The sequence below is a fragment of the Alicyclobacillus acidoterrestris genome, assembly GCF_022674245.1.
Lineage (GTDB): Bacteria > Bacillota > Bacilli > Alicyclobacillales > Alicyclobacillaceae > Alicyclobacillus > Alicyclobacillus acidoterrestris.
Map to the genome: position 1 here is coordinate 2,547,534 of NZ_CP080467.1, position 22,625 is coordinate 2,570,158.

Sequence of the window (22,625 nt, forward strand, 5' to 3'; positions counted from 1 at the left end):
CCGCAAAGTACTTATCGTCTAAAGTTATAATTGCGGATTCCGCTCTGCGCGTTCAAATTGATCAGCATCTACAACGCGCTCTTTCTCAGACTGAAACACAATACCTACAATTTGTACGTTCACGCGCGCAACACTCAATCCTGTCATGCTCTCCACAGAATTTTTTACGCGCTCCTGAATCTGGTAACTCGTATCCGGGATATTGACGCCAAATTGGAGCACAACAGAAATATCGATGACACAGCTCCGGTCGTTCTCCGTAAACTCGACCCGCACGCCTTTGCCAAGATTGCGCCGGCCAGTCAGAGACTCCGTGAGTCCCCCAGCAAATGATCCACTCATTCCAGCGACGCCTTCAACTTCGCTGGTTGCTAGGCCTGCGATGATTTGAATGACTTCATCCGCAATGTGCACGGTACCATGTTCCGTCAATTCATATTCCATGTCTGCGATGTCGTCCACGCTCCTTCACCATCGGTTGTTTCATTTTATGACAAGCCGTCCAAAGGAATGAGTATTTCCCAAAAGACTCATCCCAGATACGCTGTCACAAAATCTGGTTCTCTTCGAGGAAGCGAGTCGACACATCTGCCTCCCGGAACTTCTCGTTTTGCAGCAGCGCCACGTGAAACGGTATCGTCGTCTTGACACCTTCGATGTCAAACTCCTCCAGCGCCCGCAGCATCCGAGCAATCGCTTGTTCCCTATCAGGCGCCCAGACGATGAGTTTGGCAATCATTGAATCGTAAAACGGAGAAATTGTGTATCCCGGGTAACACGCCGAATCGACGCGCACACCGTTGCCGCTGGGCGGCAAGTAAGATTGCAGCGTCCCTGGCGAGGGCATAAATTGCCTTGCGGGATCTTCCGCATTGATGCGGCATTCAATCGCGTGTCCTCGCAACACAATATCTTCCTGTTTGACGGATAGCGGTTCGCCTGCCGCAGCAAGAATCATTTCCCGGACCAAATCGACCCCGGTAACCCACTCGGTCACAGGGTGCTCGACCTGAATTCGGGTATTCATCTCCATAAAGTAAAAGTTCCCATCGTTGCTGTAAATAAACTCGATGGTCCCGGCGCCCACGTAATCGACGGCGCGCGCAGCGGCGACCGCAGCGTCGCCCATGCGTTTCCGCGTCTCCTCATCAAGAACGGGGCAAGGTGCCTCCTCGACGAGCTTTTGCAACCTGCGTTGCACCGAACAATCGCGCTCACCAAGATGAATCACGTTGCCATGCCTGTCGGCCAGCACTTGAATCTCGACGTGGCGCATGTGTTCGATATATTTTTCAATATACACACCAGCATTGCCAAACGCCGACTCCGCTTCACGCTGTGCCGTGACGACCGCTTGCCGCAACATCGACTCGTCGTGCACCACGCGAATCCCCTTGCCGCCACCGCCAGCTGTCGCCTTAATAATCACCGGATACCCGATTTTTTGCGCGATATCGACGGCTTCATCCACACTCTCAATCAGACCGTCACTACCAGGCACCGTAGGAACGCCGGCTGCCTTCATCGTCTCTTTGGCAACCGCCTTGTCCCCCATCATGTCGATAGCGTGCGGACTGGGTCCGATAAACGTGATGCCACAGGCTTCACACGCTTCGGCAAAGTCGCTGTTTTCCGCGAGGAATCCATATCCAGGATGCACTGCATCGACGTCGCGTAAAACAGCCACCGACATAATGCTTGGGATATGGAGATAACTTTGCTTAGCAGAAGCAGGGCCTATGCAGTAAGCCTCATCCGCCAAGCGCACGTGCAAAGCGTCACTATCGGCCGCGGAATACACCGCCACCGTTTCGATTCCAAGCTCACGGCACGCCCGAATGATCCGCACGGCGATTTCTCCGCGGTTGGCAATCAGAACTCGTTTAAACATGATGCGAATTGCTCCTTATGACAACCGAATTTTGAACAACGGTTGGCCATATTCGACAAGTTGACCGTTCTGGGCCAATACCTCGACGACCTCGCCGTTCACTTCAGCTTCAATTTCGTTCATCAGCTTCATCGCTTCTACGATACAAACGACCGTTTTGCTGTTCACTTGCTGTCCGACTTCGACGAACGGACCTGCATCAGGCGACGGCGCACGGTAAAACGTGCCGACCATCGGCGAGGTAATGACGTGAACTCCTTCCTCACTGTCGCGCCCAGCGGCCCCACTAGCTTCTTGTGCGGCAACCGCAGGTTGCGCACTTGGCGCTGGCGCCTGTACGGGTGCTGCTGCCGGCATCACAGCCGCTGTCGGCGCAGGGGCGGCAACTTGCACAACCCGTTCCGGATCAGGCTTTTTCAAATGTAGCTTCATGTCTTCTGATTCCAAATGAATTTCTGACAAACTCGTTTCATCTAGCAATCGGATAAGTTCGCGAATTTCACCAATCTTAAACACTCAAATGGTCACTCCTGACACCTACACCTATAAACATCTCGTCCAAGTATATCATAAGTACACCGCGCAGCTAAATAATCAAGCACGCGTAGAAAACCCCACTGCCCAAGCAGCGGGGTTATCGCGAGGGGAGTGCCTCAGGCGTGTGCTTTGACCGAGATATTCAGCATGGATACGTCGAGCTGCTGGCTGACGATATTCATGACTTTCAGGGCATCGTCTTTCTGGAGGTCGTTGGTTTGCACGTAAACCGTGAACTTTTGCAGTTTCGTATCTGGTACGATCACTGCATTCTTAAACCCATCTGCTACAATCATCTGCGTCGCATTCTGAATGCCACTCCACAAGTTCTCTAACTCATCTTGCTGGCTTCCGGCCGAGGCAATCTGGTCTGGAGACGCGTTGTTGTTGGCCAGAATGGCTTTCTGTCGCTCAATTTGAGCAGAAATTTGTTGTTGTACAGTCGTCTGCGTGTTGGTGTACCAGTCAGACGTAGCGGTACTCGTGGTCGCACTGGATGAAGACGACGTCTTACTGTCGCTCGTCTTGTCGGAGCTCGTCCCTGCCGTCGTGGTCGATGACGGCGTCGTGGCCCCCGTGACGACCGATTCCCCAGTGCTCGACTGTGTCGCCGCCGTGCCGCCCTGGTTGTTCATCGTATAGTAACCGATGAGCATGAGCGAAAGCACCATCATTGTTGAAAGCCATACTGTCTGCCGTTTTACCATTGCGTCGTATCCTCCTAATCTAGCATCTAGTTTTCCTTTTGAGGCTCTACACTAATTTTATATGCAGGCACGTCCAACACATTCGTAATTGATTCAACGATTTCTGATTTTGCGACGGCAAAGTCATCCGCGTTCACCGTCACCAAGACGCCACGAACATTCGGTTGCACGTTCGACAGAACAAACGGGCCGTTTCCTCCCGTACCGTTGTTCGAGGTATAGATCTGGTCATTCTCCGTCGTTGTCGTAGAAGATGACGAACCGCTGCCCGTGACCGTTTTACTCGAAGAATTATTCTTCGCCACGTTCAACGTACCCGTAGAATCTACGGTCACCATCACAGTCACCGCGTGAATCCCCGCAATCTTCCCGAGAATGTTCTCCAATTGGCTGTCGTAGCTCTCTTCTATCTGCGTTACAGCATCCCCTTGGCCAGCGCCATTGGTGGGCGGCGTCGAGGCGCTCCCGCCACTATCCCCCGTAGCCGCCGCACCGAGTGTCGGCACGGCCGAGGTCGGGTTGTGCCTGGCGGGCAAATATGACCCAATCAGGAGCAATAGAATGCCGATGGCCGCAATGAAGAGCAGCCATTTGTTCTTGAACAGCGTCTTCAGATCCATTCAGTCACCTCCGTTCTGCCGAACGACTACCTGACTCTCAGAAACCTCGAGCGTATTTTTGATGTGTTGACGGATTTGTGTACAGACAGTTGGATTCGCTGTATCGACGTCGACTGTCGCCAACAAGTTCGCCGGCGTCGATGCGTTATTGACCGCCACATGCACCACATGCGAGCGCAAGTCCTTGGGCAACGACTCCAGAATGGCGTCTGCCACCATGGTGTTGGTCTCGGACTCCTCTTGCGTTTCCAATGTGTGCTGGTAGTTGACGATACTTTGATTGGCCGTCGTATCGGCCCCACCCGAGCTGTCCTTGAGCATCTCGTCGGCGGCTGCAGTGGCCATTTTGTCCGCCCAATCCTGACGGAAAAACGGGGTAATTGGCTGGATCATCGCCGCGATAATCGCGATGCCAAGGACGGCTCGAACGTACTTCTGCATCGCTTTCGTCGGCAACAGCATGTCGGCGATGATACTTACCATGACAATGATAATTAGCTGTTTCATCCACTCGCCCAACATTGTCATGCCGTAATCACCGCCAAGTTGGCCGTCGCCAACAAGATGCAAATCGCAAAGAAGAACATAAAGCCGACCGCGCCGACACAGGCAAAGACCAGTACCAGCGTCTTGCCGAGCGTCGACAGACAGGCCACCATCGGCGTATCGCCAAGCGGCTGCATCAGCGCCGCACTGCCACCATAGATGAGCGACACGGCCAAAATTTTCAAAGCCGGGAAGATAGCAATCAGCGCGAGCAGCACCAGCCCTGCGACGCCCACCGCGTTTTTGACCAAAAGCGAAGCGCTCAACACGGTTTCAGCTGAGTCGGAAATCGCCTTGCCGATAACCGGTAGAAACGTACTGACACCAAACTTCAACGTGCGCAGCACCACGCCGTCGGCCACACCTTTTCCAAGCCCCTGGATGGTCGTGATCCCGATAAACACGGACATGGCGAAACCGAGAATCCCCATCCCAACCCCGCGGAAGAGACCGGCCAACCGCGTCAACTGGTACCTAGTCGACAAGGTACTCGTAAGATCAAGTACTGCCGAAAAGAAAATCAGCGGGAACACGACGAGAAAAATGATATTGCTGATAAAGTGCACCACGAACAAGAGCATCGGCTGAAAGAACGCGGCGGACGCAACGGCGCCAGAGGCGGCCAAGAGCGTGATGGTCAGTGGAATCGTCGCAATCATAAAGTCGTTCATCGTCTGAATCGCGTGCCTCGCTGCGCCCATCGTTTCGATAAACGAGTGCACCGCCAGCATCATCAAGACAAAAAAGACGACCATATAAGCCACCTGACTGACCGTCTGCCGCTCAAAGGCACTCTGCATGGACTCGAGCACTGCAGCAATCACAGACAGAATCAAAATGCCGCCGAGCAACTGCGCATCGTCGAACAACTCGGTGAAAAAATAGTGCAGCAAGCCGTGAACAACGCCAGTAAAACTAGGTCCGCCATTTCCGAGAATTGCGCGAACCAGGCTCCCACCGGACAAATCCGGAAGGTACCCGCCGTACTGCGCTTGCAAGTCATTCCAATACTTGTCGATTCCGGCTATGGGCAACTGGTCGAGTTGCTGTTGCGCCGCCTTTTGAATGGCATTTCGCGTGGCCGCTTCCGTCTGTGCGCTAAAACCAGCACCAGACGAGCCTCCAGCCTGTTCCCCCGCATTCGCAGGGGTTGCCGCATCACTCCCCGACGATGCAGGGATCGCACTCGACATTGCGTTCGTCGTTGCACGAGAGGAGGACGCAGACACCGAATCGTTGTTGGGTGTCGTCAAGCTGTCACCCGAACTGGCGAACACAAGTGTTGAAAACAGTGCGGCAAAGACCAAGAGTGCACTCACACATGCCACAACAAGACGGGTTAGCCGTGGTCTCACGCCGCTTCCTCCTTCACTAAGGCAGTAGGTGGACGAGGGACTCGACGACGTCCGTGATGATGGGCATGGCAAGAATGATAATGCCGACTTTCCCGGCCAGTTCGATTTTTCCGGCGAGTGACCCCTCGCCCGCATCGCGCGCAACCTGAGCAGCAAACTCAACGATATAAGCGATGCCAATAATCTTTAGAACCGTGGATAAGAAACTGTGGTTCAGTTTGGCCGCATCTGCAAGACCCGCCAAGCTCTGCACGACGCCATCCATGTTGTGAACGACCATCGTCAACAGCACAATGCCAGCCAGAATGGATACCAACATCGCAAATTGTGGTGCGTGTTCACGGAGCACAGACACGAGTATCGTCGCGGTCATACCAATTCCGACGAGCTGAAAAATATGCACATCCTCACCTACTGAAGTAGAAAGACGCTCGTGATTTCCTGATAGAGGTGATCAACATAGCCAATCACTATCGCGAACACCGCAATAAACCCAGCGAGCGTCGCCCAGTGCGCGAAGTCTTCCTTACCACTCTGTTTCAGTACTGTGTGCAAAATGGCCGCAATGAAGCCGACCGCAAATATTCGAAACACGTCTCGAATCTCTGGAGACATTGTCCGCCCTCCCCGGATCGAACGAGGTCTGATTAATACAGCAGAATCACCAAGATAACACCTGTCAGGACACCCATGTACTGCCACAGACGAGCATTTTTCAGACCTTGTTCACGGGCCTGTTGCTCCGCCTGCATCAGCGCGTCTATCGACAGCTGGAATTGCGTCTGTAAATGTGCTCTGTCCATGGTGGACAATGTCTCCGCAACCATTTGAATCGGCTCGCAATCCGATCCCTTCAACGCACTATCTGCGACGAGTTCCGCAATTCCAGAACGGAATGCCGCTTGGACTGAAGCCCCTTTTTCCATCAGCATGTCGCTCACGCGGCGAAACATCGACGAGCACGGAGGACTCGCCCGCTCCGCTACATTCGCAAGTGCCGTGGGCAGCGGTGTCGACTGATATTCGACCTCCGCCTGCAAGTGCGTCAGCGCTCGAATGAGACTACGCAATTGTCGCGGCCTGTCGCGATGCGCGCGCGCCATCTGAAATCCCAAGAGGCTAGTGGCGAGTACCAAAAGCATCGCGCCGACGAGCTTCAGCACGATGGTCCGCCCCCAAAGCCGATAGGCTTACCCGCCTCATCCAACACGGCCTCGATGGTGCCCGGTCCACGCCGTCGACTGAGCAGAATGTATCGGTCAAAAGCCTTCGATTGAAACAGCGTTTCCATATTGGGCCGCATTCGCCAATCCTCTACCCGCAATCCGTGTGCAGTGGTAATCACCGACACCCCGGCATGCGTCGCCTCGAGAATTGCCGTGACATCTTCACTGCGACCAATTTCGTCCGTCACGACGATGTCGGGGGATAGACTTCGAATCGCCATCAGCATCCCCTGTGCCTTTGGGCACCCGTCCAGAACGTCGGTTCTCGGCCCTACGGCAAACTGTGGAACCCCCTCGATGCATCCGGCGATTTCGGAACGTTCGTCGACAATCGCGACCTTCGCCGGCACCGTCCGTCGAACGAGCTTGTTTTCGCTCCACTGACGGGCAATATCGCGCACGAGCGTCGTCTTTCCACATTGCGGCGGCGAGATGATGAGAACACTATAGGGACGCCCATCCTGTTTCCGGTAGAGCGCGTTGCGCAGACGCGTCGCAACGCCTGGGAACGCATGCGCGACGCGAATGTTGAGCGACGCAATTGCGCGGATGGACTTCACCTGTCCACTGGAATCCGTGACCACATGCCCCGCTACCCCTACGCGATGGCCGCCAGGAATCGTAATGAACCCCCGGCGCAATTCCTCTTCGACTGCGTACATCGAGAACTGGGTGATTTGAGCCAGCACGTGTTTAATGTGCGCGCTGGTCACGATGACCCCGTCCGCCACAATCGAAGTCGTACCGGACACACTATGCAGGAATGCGCTGCCAGTTTGTCCGCAAAGCTCTAGCGGTTGTCCGACGCGAAGACGGATTTCCTCAAGCGCCGCCAAAACATCAGGTCCCAGGCGTTCAAGCCGCTCCTCCAGCTCAGGTGGCAATATCGAGACCGCTTCGCGCCAGGGAGTGAACGAATGAGCGCCTATTTCCGTATTGGACACTGGCACAGTCTTTGTCCACCTCCTCCACCTAGTCCATGTATATGGACAACATCCCCTTTGTATGCGAGAGGACGCGTTTGTTGGTCACACAGGTGGAACCATTTGCAGCCATGCGGCATTGACTGGTACGAGGAAACTTGATGGGGGAGGGTCGACCCGTGGATGTTTCGGTTATGATCCGATGGATTGTCGTGTTCCTCGTGATTTTTGTGCTTCTCATGGCACTCGTTTTCAGCTTCATGCGAAAAAAATCATAGAGTGAAAGCCGGTAGCCGCTGCGCGAGGTGAATCAGGATCTCGAGGCGAACAAAATGCAGCCTACACCCACTACCAACAGTCCGATCCGCCAAATCTTCACCTCGTCCGCGATGCCGATGACACCAAACGCTGTGACCGCAAGCAGCACGATGGGCCCCACCAACGCCAGCAACCCATTCACCTGCAACGCGCGCTGTGCCGTGCCGAAATACAGCATCAACAACCCACCAGTCAGTTCGAGCATCCCAGAGATAAATCGAAGTGACGCCATGCCATAGACGACTTTGTCGACAACCTGCCACATTGGACACGCCCCCTCGCTACTTTGATATGCGAGAAACCCGGACCAAAGAACCCAATCGAACACAAAAAGCCCGTCCAAAGCAGCGCGAAACTGCTCTGGACGGGCTTTGAAAAAACCTTTGGATCACGCGAAACTTAGGCGCGAGATACGTAGTTGCCGGATCGCGTATCGATAATCAAGCGGTCGCCGACATTGACGAAAAACGGCACCTGAAGCGTATAGCCGGTTTCCACCGTCGCTGGCTTGCTGCCGCCTGTGGCGGTATCGCCGCGGATGCCAGGCTCCGTCTCGGTCACTTCGAGTTCCACGGTATTTGGAAGATCCACACCGATGGTCTCGCCCTGATACATCACGATGTAGCAGTTCATGTTCTCTTTCAAGAAGTTGAGTTCGTACTCCAACTGCGAGCGATTGATGTTGGTCTGCTCGTACGTCTCCGTGTCCATGAACGTGTACATCTCGCCGTCGTTGTACAAGTACTGCATCTCACGCGTCTCAATATGCGCCCGGGCCACTTTCTCACCCGCACGGAACGTCTGTTCCTTGACGGCACCCGTCTTGACGTTTTTCAACTTGGTCCGAACAAACGCCGCACCTTTTCCGGGCTTGACGTGCATAAACTCAATTACGCGATAAATTGAGCCGTCGTATTCAATCGTGGTACCCGTACGAAAATCGTTGCTTGAAATCAAGCCTATTCCCTCCACCAACATGATATGCATCGAGCCTAGCTTATGTACGCAATCAAAGAAGTCATACGCACAAACGGCTCACCGCAACTGTGCGGCATCATTTCGATATCGACGACACAAGGCTTCCGCCGCATAGCGGTAACCTTCTGTCCCAAGCCCGACAACCTGTCCCATGACGACGTCCCCGAGAACCAATTGATGCCTAAATGACTCTCGCTGGTGGACATTCGAGATATGCACCTCAACAGTCGGTCGGGCGATATCTTCAAGACAGTCGCGGATGGCGTAACTGTAATGACCAAATGCGCCAGGATTAATCAAAATTCCCGCTGCACCAGGTCCGTGCAACTGTAAAAAGTCGATGAGGTCCCCCTCGTGATTGGACTGTTTATCCAACACGTCGAGTCCGTATCCGTCCGCCACACTTCTGACCAACGAAATCACGTCGTCCAGTGTTTGAGTGCCGTACGTTTCCGGCTTTCGGACCCCCAACCGATTTAGGTTCGGGCCGTGGATCACGACGAGATACGGTTTTTCCATCGAGATGCCTCCTCACAGATTTGCCGAAAACACAGTCAAAACCGCGATTATTGTACCACAGGGCCGAGTGTCCTTGCTATACTGACGATGACGAATTGAAGGAGGACGAGCACATGGACATCTGGCTCATCCGTCATGGTGAGACAGACTGGAACGTCAGCGGCCGCGTCCAAGGTTGGACGGATATCCCCCTCAACCAAACCGGGCGCACACAGGCGCAAAAGTTGGCCAGTTATTTAGAAGGCATCCCGTTTCGCCAGATTTATGCCAGTGACCTATCGAGAGCGCTCAATACGGCGCGCGCGATTGCCGAAAAGACCGGTACGCCAATCAGCACGACGCGGCGCCTGCGCGAGCAATACTTCGGACAGGCGGAAGGGCTATTGCGCGAAGAAAAGGAACGCCGTTTTCCGAACGGCATTCCAGGCGCAGAAACGCCACACGACGTCGAACAGCGAATCAGTCAGTTCCTTACAGACCTCGTCGCCACGCCCGTGCAAGGGCGGGTCATCTTGGCGACACACGGCGGTGTCGTCCGGGCCGCCCTGCGCTGGCTCGGCCAGCAGAACGAACCCATCGACAACACCAGTATCACGTGTTTGAAGTACGAAGGCGGCGCCTTTCGCATCACGGCCATCAACGCGACGCCGCACCTCTTGACGCCCGCCTCACTGCCCACTGTGTCAAGAATGGATATATCGCAGCACGGGTGACCTCGCCGCGGTGACTTCGTCCAGTCGGCTGACAATCGTACGATGCGGTGCAGCTCGGACAAACTCCGGCTGCGTCGCCGCTTCGTGCGCGACCTGCTTCATAATTTCCACAAAGCGGTCTAACGTCTCCTTGCTCTCGCACTCCGTCGGCTCAATCATCAAACACTCGTCCACAATGAGCGGGAAATAAATGGTCGGCGGATGAATGCCAAAGTCAATCAGTCGCTTCGCAATGTCGAGCGTGCGCACGCCGTTCATTTTCTGACGGTTGCCCGACAACACGAACTCGTGCTTACAAGGCCCGGCAAACGGCGCATCGTAATCATCCTTGAGTTGTGAGAGCAAGTAATTGGCCGCCAACACCGCAGATTCAGAGACCAATTTGAGACCGTCAGGCCCCATCGTGCGAATGTACGTGTACGCCCGTACGAGAATCCCAAAGTTCCCATAGAAGCCCTTGACTTTGCCGATGGAGAGCGGCCTGTCAAGAGACAACTCGTACTTGTCACCAACCTTTTGGATGACAGGTCGCGGCAAATACGCTTCCAAGAACGATTTCACGCCAACCGGACCCGCGCCAGGGCCGCCACCGCCATGTGGTGTCGAGAACGTCTTGTGCAAATTGAGGTGAACGACGTCAAAGCCCATGTCGCCGGGTCGCGCATACCCGAGAATGGCGTTCATGTTCGCGCCGTCATAATAGAGCAAGCCACCCGCATCGTGGACAATCTTCGAGATCTCGCCAATCTGCGACTCGAACAGCCCCAAGGTGCTAGGGTTCGTCAACATCAGCGCCGCCGTGTCATCGCCAACAGCCTGTCGTAAGGCGTCGAGATCGACACTGCCGTCCGCCTTGGACGGAATGGTAATGGCTTTCAATCCGGCCATGCTCACGCTCGCAGGGTTGGTTCCGTGCGCCGAATCCGGAACAATCACTTTGTTTCGCTGGCTCTGACCCTGATTTGCGTGGTATTCGCGAATCATCATCAGTCCCGTCCACTCGCCTTGCGCACCGGCTGCTGGCTGCAAACTGACAGCGTCCATTCCCGTGATTTCCGCGAGATCTTGTTGCAACTGGTACAACAGTTCGAGTGCACCTTGGACTGTGCTCACCGGCTGCAGTGGATGAATGCGCGCAAAACCGTCGAGACGGGCCGCCCGCTCGTTGCGCTTCGGATTATATTTCATCGTACACGACCCAAGTGGATAAAAACCCGAATCCACGCCGTGATTCTTTTGCGAGAGGGCCGTAAAATGCCGAATCACATCGACCTCACTGACCTCCGGCAACGGCGGCTGCTCCAGGCGAGTGAGTCCAGCCAACTCACCTAAATCCGCTTCCGGAACATCGAGTTCTGGCAGCGAATACGCCTTGCGTCCCGGCTGACTCATTTCAAAAATGAGCTTTTCTTCTCCTTCGCGTTGTATTGTCACGCGATCACCTCCTTGAGCGCCTCAACCAACTCGTCCATCTCCGATTTGGTTCGCACCTCAGTCACGTTGAGCAAGACGGCGTCGCCAAGTTCAGGATGGGACTCGCGCAAGTCGAATCCGAACAGGATGCCACGCGCGAGCAGTGCCGCTTGAACATCGGCCGCTGGGCGAGGTAAACGAATGACGAACTCATTGAAAAACGGCGCTGCAAAGACCGCTTCTATTCCCGGCAAGTCCAACAAACGCTTTTGTAAATAATGCGCCTTATGATAGTTCTGAACAGCCAGTTCGCGCATGCCCTGTTTGCCCATGTAGGATAAGAAGACCGTTGCGGCCAAAGCGCACAGCGATTGGTTGGAACAGATGTTCGACGTCGCCTTCTCCCGGCGAATATGCTGTTCGCGCGCCTGCAGCGTCAACACAAAGCCGCGGCGTCCCTCATGGTCTGTCGTCTGTCCCACAATTCGCCCAGGCAGTTTGCGCAACAGCGGCTGTTTCGCCGCCATGATGCCCAAGTATGGCCCACCGTACGAAATCGCGTTGCCGAGCGACTGTCCTTCAGCAACCACGAGATCTGCTCCGAGCTTACCTGGTGCCTCCAAGAGACCTAGCGCTATCGGATACGTATTGACCACCAGCAGCGCATTTGCCTGATGTGTCAAATCGGCGATGGCCTGTACGTCCTCGACCACGCCAAAGAAGTTCGGATACTGAATCATGACGCCCGCAACCGAATCATCGAGTTGAGCTTGCAGCGCCTGCGTGTCGAGACGGCCATCTTTCTGTGGAAGATAACCAATCTCAATCGCCTGTCCAGCTGCATACGTGCGAAGGACGGCGAGATATTCCGGATTGACGGAATCCGCCACAAGAATGCGGTTGCGGCGCGTGTGTACACAAGCCACCAGCGCAGCCTCTGCGAACGCTGTCGGGCCATCGTACATGCTCGCATTTGCGACATCCATTCCGGTCAAGTCGGCAATCATCGTCTGGTACTCAAACGTCGCCTGAAGCATCCCTTGGCTCATTTCCGGTTGATACGGCGTGTACGACGTATAGAACTCCGAACGGCTGATGATAGCGTCAACAACGCTCGGTTGATAGTGTTCATAGGCGCCAGCCCCCAAAAAACTCACCAGGCGCCCAAGATGGGCATTTTTATCGGCCAACTTTTCCAGGTGGCGCATGACTTCTAGTTCCGACATTGCCTTCTTGAGCGCGAGGGGTTGCTGTAAGCGAATGTCATCCGGAATATCGGCAAATAGGGCCTCCGTCGATTCCAACGCCAGTGCCTCAAGCATCGCCTTTTTATCGGCGTCTGTGTGCGGTATATAGCCAAATTCGTTCAACCAAGTCGGCCTCCTAATTCCTATGTTCAAGCCCGATTTCGTCTGTAAAACGGCGTTTTGACCACCCGTGCCGGGTGCGTGCGCCCACGAATGTCAATTTCGACTTCCTGACCGATTTGCGCGTACGCGACATCGATCAGCACGAGCGCAATTGGCACTTGTAACGTCGGCGACATCGTGCCTGAAGTCACGTACCCAATCTCGCGACCATCCGCGACCACCCGATAGCCACTGCGAGGAATGGCTCGACCTTGTGTCTCAACACCGACCAATTTGCGCGACACCCCTGCCTCCTTTTGACGCAAGAGGGCCTCCCGGCCGATGAAGTCGCCTTTGTCGAGCTTGACAAACATACCGAGACTCGCCTCGTACGGCGTAATTTCGCGAGACAGCTCATTACCATAAAGCGCGAGTTTCGCTTCGAGCCGGAGCGTATCGCGTGCACCAAGGCCACAAGGCACGCCACCTTGCTCAATCAGCACGTCAAACACGGTTACCGCATCGGATGCACTCAGATAAATCTCGAAACCGTCTTCACCCGTGTAACCAGTGCGTGAGACCATGGCGGAGACGCCTGCCACCGTCCCGCGCGCAAAAGTGAACGGGCGCAGATGGGCTGCGTCGACGTCGGTATTTGGCGCCAACAGCGCAGCCGCACGCGGGCCCTGAACCGCAATTAACGCAATCTGTTCCGACGCATTTTCGACTGCCACTGAAAAATTGCCTACGTGACTCGTCACCCACGAAAAGTCCGTGTCGATGTTACTGGCGTTGACGACCAACAAAAAGTTGTCTGCCGCCATTCGATAAACCAGCAAATCGTCGATGACACCGCCAGATTCATCCGTCATCAACGTGTACAGCGCCTCACCGTCGCCCAACCGTGCGACATCGTTGGTCACAAGGTGTTGCACAAACGCCAACGCATCTGTACCTGTGACGTTGAATTCTCCCATATGAGAGACGTCAAATACGCCCACATCGTCGCGAACCGCGCGATGTTCCTGCACGATACTCTGATACTGCACGGGCAACACGGTGCCGTGAAAGTCAATCATCTTCGCGCCTAACGCGACGTGTCTGTCGTAGAGTGGGGTGTGCTTTGGAGCCGTCATCTGGTGTCCCCCTTAGAGTCTGTCGCGACAAATTTCGACAGGATGAAAGAAAGTAGTCCACTTGTCACATACTACATGACAGAATGCGAGGGAAACAAGCGTTGGCGGAGGAATGTTCAATGGATTTAGACTTGGAAAATCATCCCCTGCTACAATTTTCGGAACCAAACAACGACCGGGTGTCTGTCGACATTCAATTTGTTGACGATGGCCTAGAAAATGCCTTTACAACTTACCTTGAATCAGTCGATCCGGCGGACGAGCCAACGCGCAAATCCACTTGGCCGCTATTCCGCTTGGCAGCACTGGGCACCCAGTCCCAGATGTCGCCAACCTTCGAATCGCTACTCGTCCTCGATCACATACATGGGTTTACACCGCTGCCGCATCAGGTGCAAACGGCTGAACGCGTCTTGCGGGACCTGCGCGGACGCGCCATTCTCGCCGACGAAGTAGGCCTTGGTAAGACCATCGAAGCAGGACTCATTCTCAAGGAATACATGCTTCGCGGCCTCGTCAAAAAGGCGCTCATTCTCGTCCCAGCCTCCCTCGTTCTACAGTGGACGCGGGAACTGAACGAAAAATTTCAGTTGACCGCCACCGCGCAGCGCAATCAGTGGACCTGGGAGCAATACGACGTGGTGGTCGCTTCACTAGATACCGCCAAGGGCCCGCCACACAAGGATATTGTCCTGTCGCAGCCGTGGGATATGGTGATTATTGACGAAGCCCACAAATTGAAAAATCAACGCACAAAAAACTGGCAAATGGCGAACGCCATCCCGAACAAGTACTTGTTGTTATTGACGGCGACACCAATGCAGAATCAATTACAGGAGTTGCACACCCTGGTCACATTGCTCAAACCCGGACACTTAGGCAATGTCTCGGAGTTCTCGAGCAATCACATGGCGAGCCGCCGAACACCGCGAGACGCCAATCGACTTCGCGAGACCATGAGCGATATTATGATCCGCAATCGTCGTCAAGATGGCGCCACCGCCTTGCCGCCGCGCCACGTGGAAGTCGTCCCGCTCGAACTGAACGCCGACGAGCGCAGATTTTATGACGAAGTCCAATCGCTCTTGCGCGACGAATACGAATCGCGTAAAAGTCAACGCATCTCCATGCTGCCACTCTTGACGTTGCAACGTGAAATCTGCAGCTCGCCATATGCGGCCATGATTTCACTCGAAAAGATGCAAAAAAAAGCGACGAGCCCGACCCGTCAGCAACAGCTCGCGCAACTGATTCAACTGGGTAGCAGCATTGCTGAATACACGAAGATCACGAAGGTACTCGATTTAATTGACGAGATTGGCGACAAGTGCATCGTCTTTACCGAATACCGGGCTACACAGGACTTTATCATGTATATGCTAAAGAAAAAGGGCATTTCCGTCGTCCCGTTTCGCGGCGGATTCAAACGAGGAAAAAAAGACTGGATGAAAGATTTGTTCTCGAAGAAAGCACAGGTACTCGTCGCTACGGAGTCCGGGGGCGAGGGTATCAACTTGCAGTTCTGTCATCACATGATCAACTTCGATTTACCGTGGAACCCCATGCGCCTGGAGCAGCGCATCGGGCGAATTCACCGACTGGGCCAAACGGAGAAATGTTATGTATACAATCTCGCGACGCGAGACACCATCGAAGAACACATCGTCAAACTGTTACACGAAAAGATTCAGATGTTTGAATCGGTGATTGGCGAACTCGACTACATCGTTAGCAACAAGCGGCTGGACAATTGGGACAAGCAGCTGTTTGAAGCCACGATGACCAGTACGAACGCAGCAGATCTCGCCGCCAAACTCAATCAAATGAAACGCCAATACATGGACTGACTTGTCGCCGAAAAGGAGGTTCTTGCGTGCAACACCACGTGCCGTTGCGTGAAGAAAGTGAGCGACTTTCGTATTGCGAAACGTACTTCGAGTCTGTCGGCGCGGAAACTGTCTATCGCGCGGACGGATATCGCGAAGTGCGTCTGCCAATCGACGTCGACAGAGAGTTGACAGATAGGCCATTTTATTGGCTATGGGTAGAAAAAACCAACCAAAAGGTCGAACCGACAACGCTCCGCCTCTCGTTTACAAAAGCGGCAAAAGCACGCGAGGACGCGCGTTTGGCAAAAGCGCACCAAGAGTACTTGGAGAAGCACCCACCACAAAACCCATACGAGCGCATGTTTGCAAAGCCACCGACAAGCGAACTCATCACGCTGGGATGCTTTCGCTTAAACAAAATCGTCGACAGCGCTCGTCGCCGAGGGCAATTTGCCTGCGTACAACCCGCGCATGCGACGGCAAGAGATCATCTGGTTCCCTGGCTGGTGCTCAACCTGCTCGTGCAATTCGTAACCGATTCCGTAGAGGAAAAGTGGTTATCAGTGGGGATTTGTTTGGCCAACCGTCAACACGTCTTCGGGTTTTACGAAAAAGTGGAGGCTATCGACATGACAGCAGCTAATCCAGCGCGAATTCTGGAGAACGCGAGAATGTCCCTACCAGAAGCCTTTGCTGTCGCAAAATCGTGCGTGTCCGACCACATCGCCACGCTGCCCGACGACTGGGCAGACGAGGCGAAGCGCAGACTGGCGGACGACTTGTCACAACTCGACACGTACTACAAAAGCATCTTACCCGATCACGACGAGGACATACAGCAGGAACTCCTGCGCGAACACCAACGAAAACGGGCGCACCTCATCGAAAAAAGTGCGCCGCGAACAGAGGTTCACATCACGCAGGCGGCGCTTGTCGGACTGCCGATACGCCATACGTGAGCTTCGTGATCCCGGAGGACACACCCTCTAGGTGAGCGAACGCAGATTGCGCTGCCTTGCGTCCGGTCCTTCGAGATGGGCCATCATACACATTTTCATAATGCGGGACCGCAGTGGATACACAGAATCATTGACATCTTCGCCACGCCGACGATAGGCGTCCGGCGGCGCGTAGTTGCTCGTAAACCAAGTAGGCAAATTCGCATGAAACCGCTGGTTGACAATCCGGAACAGCTTTTCGAGGGTAAAATCGTTCGCCCGCTCCTGGGCGAACTCATCGATACCAAGCACCGGCACAGTCGAGAGCGTGTCCAAAAACGGCTCCAAATCCTGATTGTCGGCAATCAGGTGACGCATCCTGTCAAACAGCGAATCGGAGCGAACGACGAGACACGGCACGCCACGAGTCCGCAAACGGTTAAACACGGCGAGCATCAGATGTGTCTTGCCGACGCCAGGCGGACCGAACAAGTACACGCCACTCGTGGTGCCCACGTTATTTTCCGGTTGGTAACCCATCGCAAATTCCATCGCATAGCGCATCAATCTCGGATATTTCTTGGCTTGTTCCTCAGGGTAATTCTCGAACTGAAATGCCTCATCTAATTCGAGCATGCCTGCAATCGAAGCGTATTTATCGACGCGTTTTTTCGCAATATGGTCGAGATAAGGTTGGCAGCGCTGAACGCTGATGGTCACTTGTCCCTTGTACGGCTCAAGCACCTGCGTAAAGCCACGCATGTCCCCTTCTTTTCCACAACTTTGGAATCCACTGCAGCGACTGCAGATATTTTGCTGTCGCAAATACTCCAACAATGCGGCCCGTGACCGATCAATAAACGCGTCACTGACCGAGAACTGGTCGAGTTCAGGAATCAAGCGCCGAAAGTACACGGCATCGTAGCCTTTATCGTGACCCTCTAAAGACTTGTTCAAAATCTGTTGAATGTGCTGCATTAGGCCCTCCCTCGCTCGCGCGTCAACCACGCAACCACTTCTTGCACAATCTCAGGCACATCCATTTCGTCGACGTTTACTGTGTGAGAGGAGACTTCCGCGTACCATGCCTCCCGCTTTTCTAGTAGATGGCGAATTGTCGACGTTCGATCAGCGACCGCGAGCAGCGGGCGGACCGCGCCGTCAGCATCCAACCGACGCTCAATCGTTTCCGGCCGCGCACGCAAGTAAACACATTGCCAATCGCGCACCAGCGCTTCGCGATTTTCAGGCCGTGTGACAACCCCGCCACCAGTAGCCAGTACGAACGCGCCATCGGCCTGCCCGAGGTCGGATAGCGCCGCTTGTTCAATGCGACGAAATTCTGCTTCGCCAAGGGTGGTAAATATATCTGGTATCGTGCGACCCGTGGACGATTCAATCCATTGGTCGAGATCGACAAACGAATATGACAGAGCCTTCGCAAGGGCGCGACCCACGGTCGACTTGCCACTCGCCATAAAGCCCACCAGCGCTATTCTTTGATGTATCATGATCATCACTCCACGATGCCCGGACCATTATCCTGCCAAGCTCGTAATCTATGAGCGATTGTATCATAAGTAAAAGAAATCGTATCTGTCACATCGCCGATTTTCGCTTCCACTTTCACCAAAGTCAGGCCATCCTCGACGGTGGTCCGCGTATCGACTGTCACAGGGTCAAATTGCAACGAAGTGGCCGCCTGTAATCCCTCTCCCGCTTCCAGTACCTTGAGCATCGATTGTGCGACGCCAGTTGCACAAGCCGAACAGTGGGCAAATTGCCGCTCCCTGTCGCCCATCGCCCATACCGCGTGCGAAACCCCAACCAATGTCGATAAAAGAACTGCAAGGACGAGGACAATCGATAAGACACTGACGAGCGCAACGCCTTTTTGCGCCCTCATGAAACAGCTGGCGCACTCGTCAACCGCGAGTCAAACATCTCCTGCTGCCCGTCCACCAACTCGAGGCTGACGTGAATGACATTCGATTGTCGGGAGAACGTGACATTTTGAACATGGGCGGCAACCACCGCATCTCCGCCACCGGCCTCAATGCGAATCAACTGGTGGTTCGCATTGACATCGTACATGTACTGGACGCCTGACAGCATGGTGAGCGTGAGCGCGTGTGGCGACACCGAAGCCGCGGCGGCAGCGTGCGTATCTTGACTCAGCGAACGCAAGCTCGAACGAAACATCGCACTATCTTCTAGATCCATCGAAGTCCGATTGTAAAAATGGTAGGTGTTTACGAGCAATCGCACGCCGGCGCTGACAATCATGGTCGAAATGGACATCGCAACCAATACCTCAATTAGTGAAAATCCCCGGTTGGCAAAAGGGGACAAACAGCGAATCCGGTTTGTCCGACGCCGACGATGTGACTTGCACGGTTGTACCTGCACATGAGAACCCATTCTCGTCCGCAATCGACACGACATAGGTGAGCCCCCCTTCTTCCATCTCGTGTGGCACACTTTGGTGCATCAACAAGTCGTCCGTAACACTTTGCTCGACCGTCTGCATTCCGTCTTCTACATGAATTTGCTCGCGCGCGAAGAGTGTATTGACTTCAGCCAAACAGAAAGCTGGCAAATAAGCGGCCACGACAGCCATCGCCACAATCGTTTCCCACAAGTTCATGGCGATAACCATCCAGCCTGCTGAAGACCAGCCCCCATATAGACGTCGACGTCGCGCTCCAGTTGCCCGTCGGTCAGGCGAATCTTTCCGGCCACTTGAGCATCGCCGAGGTTGTCGTAGGAAATTCTGCGATTCGGCAGCTGTAAGTAGCCGTCTACGTACGTCACATCCGTCGCAAACGAATACGTACCTGTGGTCACGGTACCTCGCGTCATGTGGTAGTTCGTATCATATGGATCTAGCCAGATAGTGCCCGCCTGGTCTGAGGTTGCGCCGATAGACTGCGCGTCGCGCAAATTCGTGATGAGGTTGAGTGCAGAACTGTCTAAATCAGCCGCGCGCTTGATCACCACCGTCATGGGCACGACCATCGAAAACGCAATGACTGTGACAGCGACCGCCACCACGGTCTCAAGCAGTGTGAAACCGCCGCTTCGCTCTCGTGGGCAAAATGCCCCCACCCAGGGTGATTGAATTTGCCAAGCGCGCTTACGTTGCATTGTCCGCTCCTGGTGCACCGCACGTGACCACGATATGTGATGGATCAGCGTCATCAATCACGAAATTTTTCGTTAGTGCATCGTCCGAAAGCAGTTGTTCTGAAACAAGTGTTTTTACCTGTTGTGAAGAATCGCCCGACGGCAGCGACTGATGTAACAAGTCATACTCAGCCAACGCAGCCGAGATGGTCTTTACATCACCTTGACAGGCGGTGGTTGAAGCGCGCTGTGACGCACCCATCAAATGTGGTGTAATCAGACCAATCATGATAGCGACAATGGACACCGCAACCATCAACTCCAACAATGTAAATCCGCCGACGTTTCTCCGTCGCCTTCGACATGTCACAGACTAGCCCCCCTCTTGTCGAGCAGTTACTGCGCCGACGACGAAATCGTTTGGTACATCGGACCAAAGACACTGTACATCGTCGTTCCAACAACAAGTCCCATCACCGACATCACCACTGGCTCTAACCAATGACTCAGTTTTTCTAACGACCTCGCAATCTGTCCTCGAAGCACGCTGTCCGCCCGAGCCAAGCCAGACACCACGTCTCCGGTTAGTTCACTGACCGACAAGAGGTCCCAGACGACCGGACTCACACTCCTCGGCAAAGATTCCGCTAGACGCTTGCCGTCCAACAAGTTGCCAAGGACAAATTGGTACTGGCGGCGCAACCACGTATCTGGCCCAGGTTCCAGCGTCCCAAGCGCCTCAATCAAAGAAATACCCGCCTCCAATTGTTTTTGAACGCTGTCGACAAATTGCTCCGACCGAATCGCACGGGTGAGTTCATCAAAAGGCAATCGGATACCCTGCCATCGTAGCTTGCGGCGACCGAAGAGCAAACCGAGATACACGAGCGGGCACGCAAAAATGACAATCATCAAATACAGAGACAGGTTGGAGAGCACAGATGAAGCGTATCCGCGCGCAAGTCCAGGCGCTTGATTCAGACTCGCCTGCAGGGATGCCAATTCTGGGTCAATTTCCATACGAACGAATAGCGCTAAAGCAAAACAGGAGAAAAGCAACAGGCAGGGATAAGTGAGCGACTTCACAAGCGATTGTCGCCACGCTCGCCGCTGTCGCACGCGAAGTGCATACGAGGCAAGCGCGGTCGGCAATTGTCCCACATCCTCAGCCACAATGAGGGCATGAGCGGAAATCAAGTCGACATAAGGTTCAAATAAACCCGCGACCGGCAAACCTCTTTCGACATGTTCGAACAGGCTTTGAGAAAGACTGCGTTGAAATCTCGGACCAGATTCGGCCAACCTCGCCAACGCGACCAATAACCCCACACCCGCCTCCAATAATTCAGCGAGGTTTTCCGCGAACGCGAGAAATTGCGTCCGCTGTTTCCATCGCATCCACTGCCGGTCCTCGCTATATTGCGGTCGATTGCGTGCCCAACTCACCATTTGCAACCTTTGCAACCAGCTCTTCCTCACGCGTGCTATCCACATGCCGCCCATCCGTACGCCACCCCGCCATCTCATCGTCGCCCACAAAAAGTTCCAAACGATAGGCACGTCCAGACACGCCAGCTTGCTGGGTGTGAACGCGTTGCACCATCACTGCACGCAACACTGCCGATAGAAGCGCCTGTTTTGCCCCCAGTTCCAGCAGGCGGTCAATGGAGCCGGACACGCCAGCGGCGTGTGTCGTCGCCAAGACAAGTCGGCCAGTGAGTGCTGCACGAACCGCGATACGCGCGGTCAGCTCGTCACGAATCTCGCCAATCATCAGAACGTCAGGGTCCTGCCTTAACAGGGATTTCACAGCCACCTCATACGTCATTCCAGAGCGCTCCCGAACCTCGATCTGTCGACAGCCCGCAATCGGCATTTCAACAGGGTCTTCGAGACTGAATACCTGCATCCCGCGCGCGGCCAAGTACTGCATGATTGCGTACAGCGTGGTGGTCTTGCCTGACCCTGTGCGGCCAGCCACGAGCACAAGCCCCTGCGGCTCGGACAACAGTGTCACGAGGCGCCCCATTTGAGCAGCACTCAATCCCAACTCGAAGATGGTCAACGGCCTTTGTGCTTGCCTGAGCACGCGGATGACAATCGACTCTCCCGAGTAAACAGGAACCGTCGAAACCCGCAGGCGAACACTCGCTCCCTCCATATCCCATCGAAACGCCCCCTCCTGTGGCGTATGCGCGTTGGTTACATCCAACCTCGCGAGCGCCTTGATGCGGCGCAGTACCTCGTCGCCACGCTCCGTCAGATGGACGAACGGACGAACACAGCCCGCGACCCGAAAGGCAACTCGAAGTCCAGAATTCACGGACGTGAGATGAATGTCTGTCGCATTCGCCGTAATCGCCGCATCGATCATCTGTTGTAACAGCCTTGCCGCCGTAAAAGCCTCCATGTCCTATCCCCCTTTGCCTAGAACATGTTCTGCAACAGCCAGTCAATGCCTGTTCTCTATCGATATCAAGCCAATAAAATTTGTAAGAATT

Annotated in this window: 29 protein-coding genes; 3 read left to right on the forward strand and 26 right to left on the reverse strand. The window is 54.5% G+C overall.

Annotated features, from left to right (window positions below; genetic code table 11):
- Positions 1–24: 24 nt before the first annotated feature.
- The 14 genes from K1I37_RS12270 to K1I37_RS12335 all read right to left on the reverse strand — a co-directional run bounded on the left by K1I37_RS12270 (position 25) and on the right by K1I37_RS12335 (position 9,620).
- Positions 25–462: an Asp23/Gls24 family envelope stress response protein gene (locus K1I37_RS12270; protein WP_021295669.1), complete on the reverse strand. Its 438-nt coding sequence runs from the start codon at positions 460–462 to the stop codon at positions 25–27.
- 85 nt (positions 463–547) lie between these two features.
- Positions 548–1,891, reverse strand: coding sequence for an acetyl-CoA carboxylase biotin carboxylase subunit (gene accC, locus K1I37_RS12275; protein ID WP_021295670.1), 1,344 nt, complete (start codon positions 1,889–1,891; stop codon positions 548–550).
- 15 nt (positions 1,892–1,906) lie between these two features.
- Positions 1,907–2,407 carry an acetyl-CoA carboxylase biotin carboxyl carrier protein gene (gene accB / locus K1I37_RS12280; protein ID WP_021295671.1) on the reverse strand — a complete coding sequence of 167 codons (501 nt, stop codon included), beginning with the start codon at positions 2,405–2,407 and terminating at the stop codon, positions 1,907–1,909.
- A 137-nt stretch (positions 2,408–2,544) separates the two neighbouring features.
- Positions 2,545–3,135 (reverse strand): SpoIIIAH-like family protein, encoded by a 591-nt coding sequence (locus K1I37_RS12285; protein ID WP_021295672.1) that lies wholly within the window; start codon positions 3,133–3,135, stop codon positions 2,545–2,547.
- A gap of 26 nt (positions 3,136–3,161) precedes the next feature.
- Positions 3,162–3,755 (reverse strand): hypothetical protein, encoded by a 594-nt coding sequence (locus K1I37_RS12290; RefSeq protein WP_021295673.1) that lies wholly within the window; start codon positions 3,753–3,755, stop codon positions 3,162–3,164.
- On the reverse strand, positions 3,756–4,283 hold the full coding sequence (locus K1I37_RS12295) for a stage III sporulation protein AF (protein ID WP_021295674.1): 528 nt from the start codon (positions 4,281–4,283) through the stop codon (positions 3,756–3,758).
- Positions 4,280–5,656, reverse strand: a complete 1,377-nt coding sequence (gene spoIIIAE, locus K1I37_RS12300) for a stage III sporulation protein AE (protein WP_236613833.1) — start codon at positions 5,654–5,656, stop codon at positions 4,280–4,282. Before spoIIIAE ends, K1I37_RS12295 begins: the two co-directional genes overlap by 4 nt.
- A 16-nt stretch (positions 5,657–5,672) precedes the next feature.
- Positions 5,673–6,059, reverse strand: coding sequence for a stage III sporulation protein AD (gene spoIIIAD, locus K1I37_RS12305; protein WP_021295676.1), 387 nt, complete (start codon positions 6,057–6,059; stop codon positions 5,673–5,675).
- An 8-nt stretch (positions 6,060–6,067) separates the two neighbouring features.
- Complete coding sequence (gene spoIIIAC, locus K1I37_RS12310; protein ID WP_021295677.1) at positions 6,068–6,271, reverse strand: stage III sporulation protein AC; 204 nt, start codon at positions 6,269–6,271, stop codon at positions 6,068–6,070.
- Positions 6,272–6,303: 32 nt separating this feature from the next.
- Positions 6,304–6,819, reverse strand: coding sequence for a stage III sporulation protein SpoIIIAB (spoIIIAB, locus tag K1I37_RS12315; protein ID WP_021295678.1), 516 nt, complete (start codon positions 6,817–6,819; stop codon positions 6,304–6,306).
- On the reverse strand, positions 6,813–7,832 hold the full coding sequence (gene spoIIIAA / locus K1I37_RS12320) for a stage III sporulation protein AA (protein ID WP_021295679.1): 1,020 nt from the start codon (positions 7,830–7,832) through the stop codon (positions 6,813–6,815). Before spoIIIAA ends, spoIIIAB begins: the two co-directional genes overlap by 7 nt.
- A gap of 283 nt (positions 7,833–8,115) precedes the next feature.
- On the reverse strand, positions 8,116–8,388 hold the full coding sequence (locus K1I37_RS12325) for a YqhV family protein (protein WP_021295681.1): 273 nt from the start codon (positions 8,386–8,388) through the stop codon (positions 8,116–8,118).
- A 134-nt stretch (positions 8,389–8,522) separates the two neighbouring features.
- Positions 8,523–9,080: an elongation factor P gene (gene efp / locus K1I37_RS12330; RefSeq protein WP_021295682.1), complete on the reverse strand. Its 558-nt coding sequence runs from the start codon at positions 9,078–9,080 to the stop codon at positions 8,523–8,525.
- A gap of 78 nt (positions 9,081–9,158) precedes the next feature.
- Positions 9,159–9,620: a type II 3-dehydroquinate dehydratase gene (locus K1I37_RS12335; RefSeq protein ID WP_021295683.1), complete on the reverse strand. Its 462-nt coding sequence runs from the start codon at positions 9,618–9,620 to the stop codon at positions 9,159–9,161.
- A 113-nt stretch (positions 9,621–9,733) separates the two neighbouring features.
- Here K1I37_RS12335 and K1I37_RS12340 point away from each other — a divergent pair, with 113 nt between their 5' ends.
- Positions 9,734–10,333, forward strand: coding sequence for a histidine phosphatase family protein (locus tag K1I37_RS12340; protein WP_021295684.1), 600 nt, complete (start codon positions 9,734–9,736; stop codon positions 10,331–10,333).
- Here K1I37_RS12340 and gcvPB read toward each other — a convergent pair.
- Genes gcvPB through gcvT form a run of 3 tightly spaced genes read right to left on the reverse strand, consistent with a single transcriptional unit; the run spans position 10,304 to position 14,231 of the window.
- Positions 10,304–11,767 (reverse strand): aminomethyl-transferring glycine dehydrogenase subunit GcvPB, encoded by a 1,464-nt coding sequence (gcvPB, locus tag K1I37_RS12345; protein ID WP_021295685.1) that lies wholly within the window; start codon positions 11,765–11,767, stop codon positions 10,304–10,306. The genes K1I37_RS12340 and gcvPB overlap by 30 nt on opposite strands.
- On the reverse strand, positions 11,764–13,116 hold the full coding sequence (gene gcvPA / locus K1I37_RS12350) for an aminomethyl-transferring glycine dehydrogenase subunit GcvPA (RefSeq protein WP_021295686.1): 1,353 nt from the start codon (positions 13,114–13,116) through the stop codon (positions 11,764–11,766). Before gcvPA ends, gcvPB begins: the two co-directional genes overlap by 4 nt.
- A gap of 26 nt (positions 13,117–13,142) precedes the next feature.
- A complete protein-coding gene (gene gcvT, locus K1I37_RS12355) occupies positions 13,143–14,231 on the reverse strand; it encodes a glycine cleavage system aminomethyltransferase GcvT (RefSeq protein ID WP_021295687.1) in 1,089 nt (362 codons plus the stop codon).
- Positions 14,232–14,350: 119 nt separating this feature from the next.
- Between gcvT and K1I37_RS12360 the strand changes: the two genes are divergently transcribed.
- Both K1I37_RS12360 and K1I37_RS12365 read left to right on the forward strand, forming a co-directional pair.
- The gene (locus K1I37_RS12360) at positions 14,351–16,078 is read left to right on the forward strand and encodes a DEAD/DEAH box helicase (RefSeq protein ID WP_021295688.1); all 1,728 of its coding nucleotides are present in this window, start codon (positions 14,351–14,353) and stop codon (positions 16,076–16,078) included.
- Between the two features lie 26 nt (positions 16,079–16,104).
- Positions 16,105–17,019: a YqhG family protein gene (locus tag K1I37_RS12365; RefSeq protein WP_021295689.1), complete on the forward strand. Its 915-nt coding sequence runs from the start codon at positions 16,105–16,107 to the stop codon at positions 17,017–17,019.
- A gap of 27 nt (positions 17,020–17,046) precedes the next feature.
- On the opposite strand, the gene zapE is transcribed toward K1I37_RS12365, so the two are convergent.
- The 9 genes from zapE to K1I37_RS12410 are packed head-to-tail and all read right to left on the reverse strand — an operon-like array spanning position 17,047 to position 22,534.
- On the reverse strand, positions 17,047–17,976 hold the full coding sequence (zapE, locus tag K1I37_RS12370; protein ID WP_021295690.1) for an AFG1/ZapE family ATPase: 930 nt from the start codon (positions 17,974–17,976) through the stop codon (positions 17,047–17,049).
- Complete coding sequence (locus tag K1I37_RS12375) at positions 17,976–18,509, reverse strand: shikimate kinase (RefSeq protein WP_021295691.1); 534 nt, start codon at positions 18,507–18,509, stop codon at positions 17,976–17,978. The genes zapE and K1I37_RS12375 overlap by 1 nt, the downstream gene beginning before the upstream one ends.
- A gap of 5 nt (positions 18,510–18,514) precedes the next feature.
- A complete protein-coding gene (locus K1I37_RS12380; protein ID WP_021295692.1) occupies positions 18,515–18,904 on the reverse strand; it encodes a hypothetical protein in 390 nt (129 codons plus the stop codon).
- A complete protein-coding gene (locus K1I37_RS12385; RefSeq protein ID WP_236613843.1) occupies positions 18,901–19,419 on the reverse strand; it encodes a PulJ/GspJ family protein in 519 nt (172 codons plus the stop codon). The genes K1I37_RS12380 and K1I37_RS12385 overlap by 4 nt, the downstream gene beginning before the upstream one ends.
- Positions 19,313–19,645 (reverse strand): hypothetical protein, encoded by a 333-nt coding sequence (locus K1I37_RS12390; protein WP_021295694.1) that lies wholly within the window; start codon positions 19,643–19,645, stop codon positions 19,313–19,315. The genes K1I37_RS12385 and K1I37_RS12390 overlap by 107 nt, the downstream gene beginning before the upstream one ends.
- Positions 19,642–20,145: a hypothetical protein gene (locus tag K1I37_RS12395; RefSeq protein WP_021295695.1), complete on the reverse strand. Its 504-nt coding sequence runs from the start codon at positions 20,143–20,145 to the stop codon at positions 19,642–19,644. Before K1I37_RS12395 ends, K1I37_RS12390 begins: the two co-directional genes overlap by 4 nt.
- Positions 20,135–20,494 carry a type II secretion system protein gene (locus K1I37_RS12400; RefSeq protein WP_021295696.1) on the reverse strand — a complete coding sequence of 120 codons (360 nt, stop codon included), beginning with the start codon at positions 20,492–20,494 and terminating at the stop codon, positions 20,135–20,137. Before K1I37_RS12400 ends, K1I37_RS12395 begins: the two co-directional genes overlap by 11 nt.
- 26 nt (positions 20,495–20,520) lie before the next feature.
- Positions 20,521–21,588 carry a type II secretion system F family protein gene (locus K1I37_RS12405; RefSeq protein ID WP_161624334.1) on the reverse strand — a complete coding sequence of 356 codons (1,068 nt, stop codon included), beginning with the start codon at positions 21,586–21,588 and terminating at the stop codon, positions 20,521–20,523.
- Complete coding sequence (locus tag K1I37_RS12410) at positions 21,539–22,534, reverse strand: GspE/PulE family protein (protein WP_021295698.1); 996 nt, start codon at positions 22,532–22,534, stop codon at positions 21,539–21,541. Before K1I37_RS12410 ends, K1I37_RS12405 begins: the two co-directional genes overlap by 50 nt.
- Positions 22,535–22,625: the final 91 nt, after the last annotated feature.

Excerpts from the sequence above, each read along its gene's own strand:
- gcvT (WP_021295687.1), bottom strand. The coding sequence starts at position 14,231 with ATGACGGCTCCAAAGCACACCCCACTCTACGACAGACACGTCGCGTTA.
- K1I37_RS12360 (WP_021295688.1), top strand. The coding sequence starts at position 14,351 with ATGGATTTAGACTTGGAAAATCATCCCCTGCTACAATTTTCGGAACCA.
- K1I37_RS12380 (WP_021295692.1), bottom strand. The coding sequence starts at position 18,904 with ATGAGGGCGCAAAAAGGCGTTGCGCTCGTCAGTGTCTTATCGATTGTC.
- K1I37_RS12290 (WP_021295673.1), bottom strand. The coding sequence starts at position 3,755 with ATGGATCTGAAGACGCTGTTCAAGAACAAATGGCTGCTCTTCATTGCG.
- K1I37_RS12410 (WP_021295698.1), bottom strand. The coding sequence starts at position 22,534 with ATGGAGGCTTTTACGGCGGCAAGGCTGTTACAACAGATGATCGATGCG.
- zapE (WP_021295690.1), bottom strand. The coding sequence starts at position 17,976 with ATGCAGCACATTCAACAGATTTTGAACAAGTCTTTAGAGGGTCACGAT.
- spoIIIAC (WP_021295677.1), bottom strand. The coding sequence starts at position 6,271 with ATGTCTCCAGAGATTCGAGACGTGTTTCGAATATTTGCGGTCGGCTTC.
- K1I37_RS12325 (WP_021295681.1), bottom strand. The coding sequence starts at position 8,388 with ATGTGGCAGGTTGTCGACAAAGTCGTCTATGGCATGGCGTCACTTCGA.
- K1I37_RS12390 (WP_021295694.1), bottom strand. The coding sequence starts at position 19,645 with ATGAACTTGTGGGAAACGATTGTGGCGATGGCTGTCGTGGCCGCTTAT.
- K1I37_RS12340 (WP_021295684.1), top strand. The coding sequence starts at position 9,734 with ATGGACATCTGGCTCATCCGTCATGGTGAGACAGACTGGAACGTCAGC.
- K1I37_RS12375 (WP_021295691.1), bottom strand. The coding sequence starts at position 18,509 with ATGATACATCAAAGAATAGCGCTGGTGGGCTTTATGGCGAGTGGCAAG.
- K1I37_RS12335 (WP_021295683.1), bottom strand. The coding sequence starts at position 9,620 with ATGGAAAAACCGTATCTCGTCGTGATCCACGGCCCGAACCTAAATCGG.
- accC (WP_021295670.1), bottom strand. The coding sequence starts at position 1,891 with ATGTTTAAACGAGTTCTGATTGCCAACCGCGGAGAAATCGCCGTGCGG.
- K1I37_RS12285 (WP_021295672.1), bottom strand. The coding sequence starts at position 3,135 with ATGGTAAAACGGCAGACAGTATGGCTTTCAACAATGATGGTGCTTTCG.
- K1I37_RS12295 (WP_021295674.1), bottom strand. The coding sequence starts at position 4,283 with ATGACAATGTTGGGCGAGTGGATGAAACAGCTAATTATCATTGTCATG.
- K1I37_RS12385 (WP_236613843.1), bottom strand. The coding sequence starts at position 19,419 with ATGGGTTCTCATGTGCAGGTACAACCGTGCAAGTCACATCGTCGGCGT.
- K1I37_RS12395 (WP_021295695.1), bottom strand. The coding sequence starts at position 20,145 with ATGCAACGTAAGCGCGCTTGGCAAATTCAATCACCCTGGGTGGGGGCA.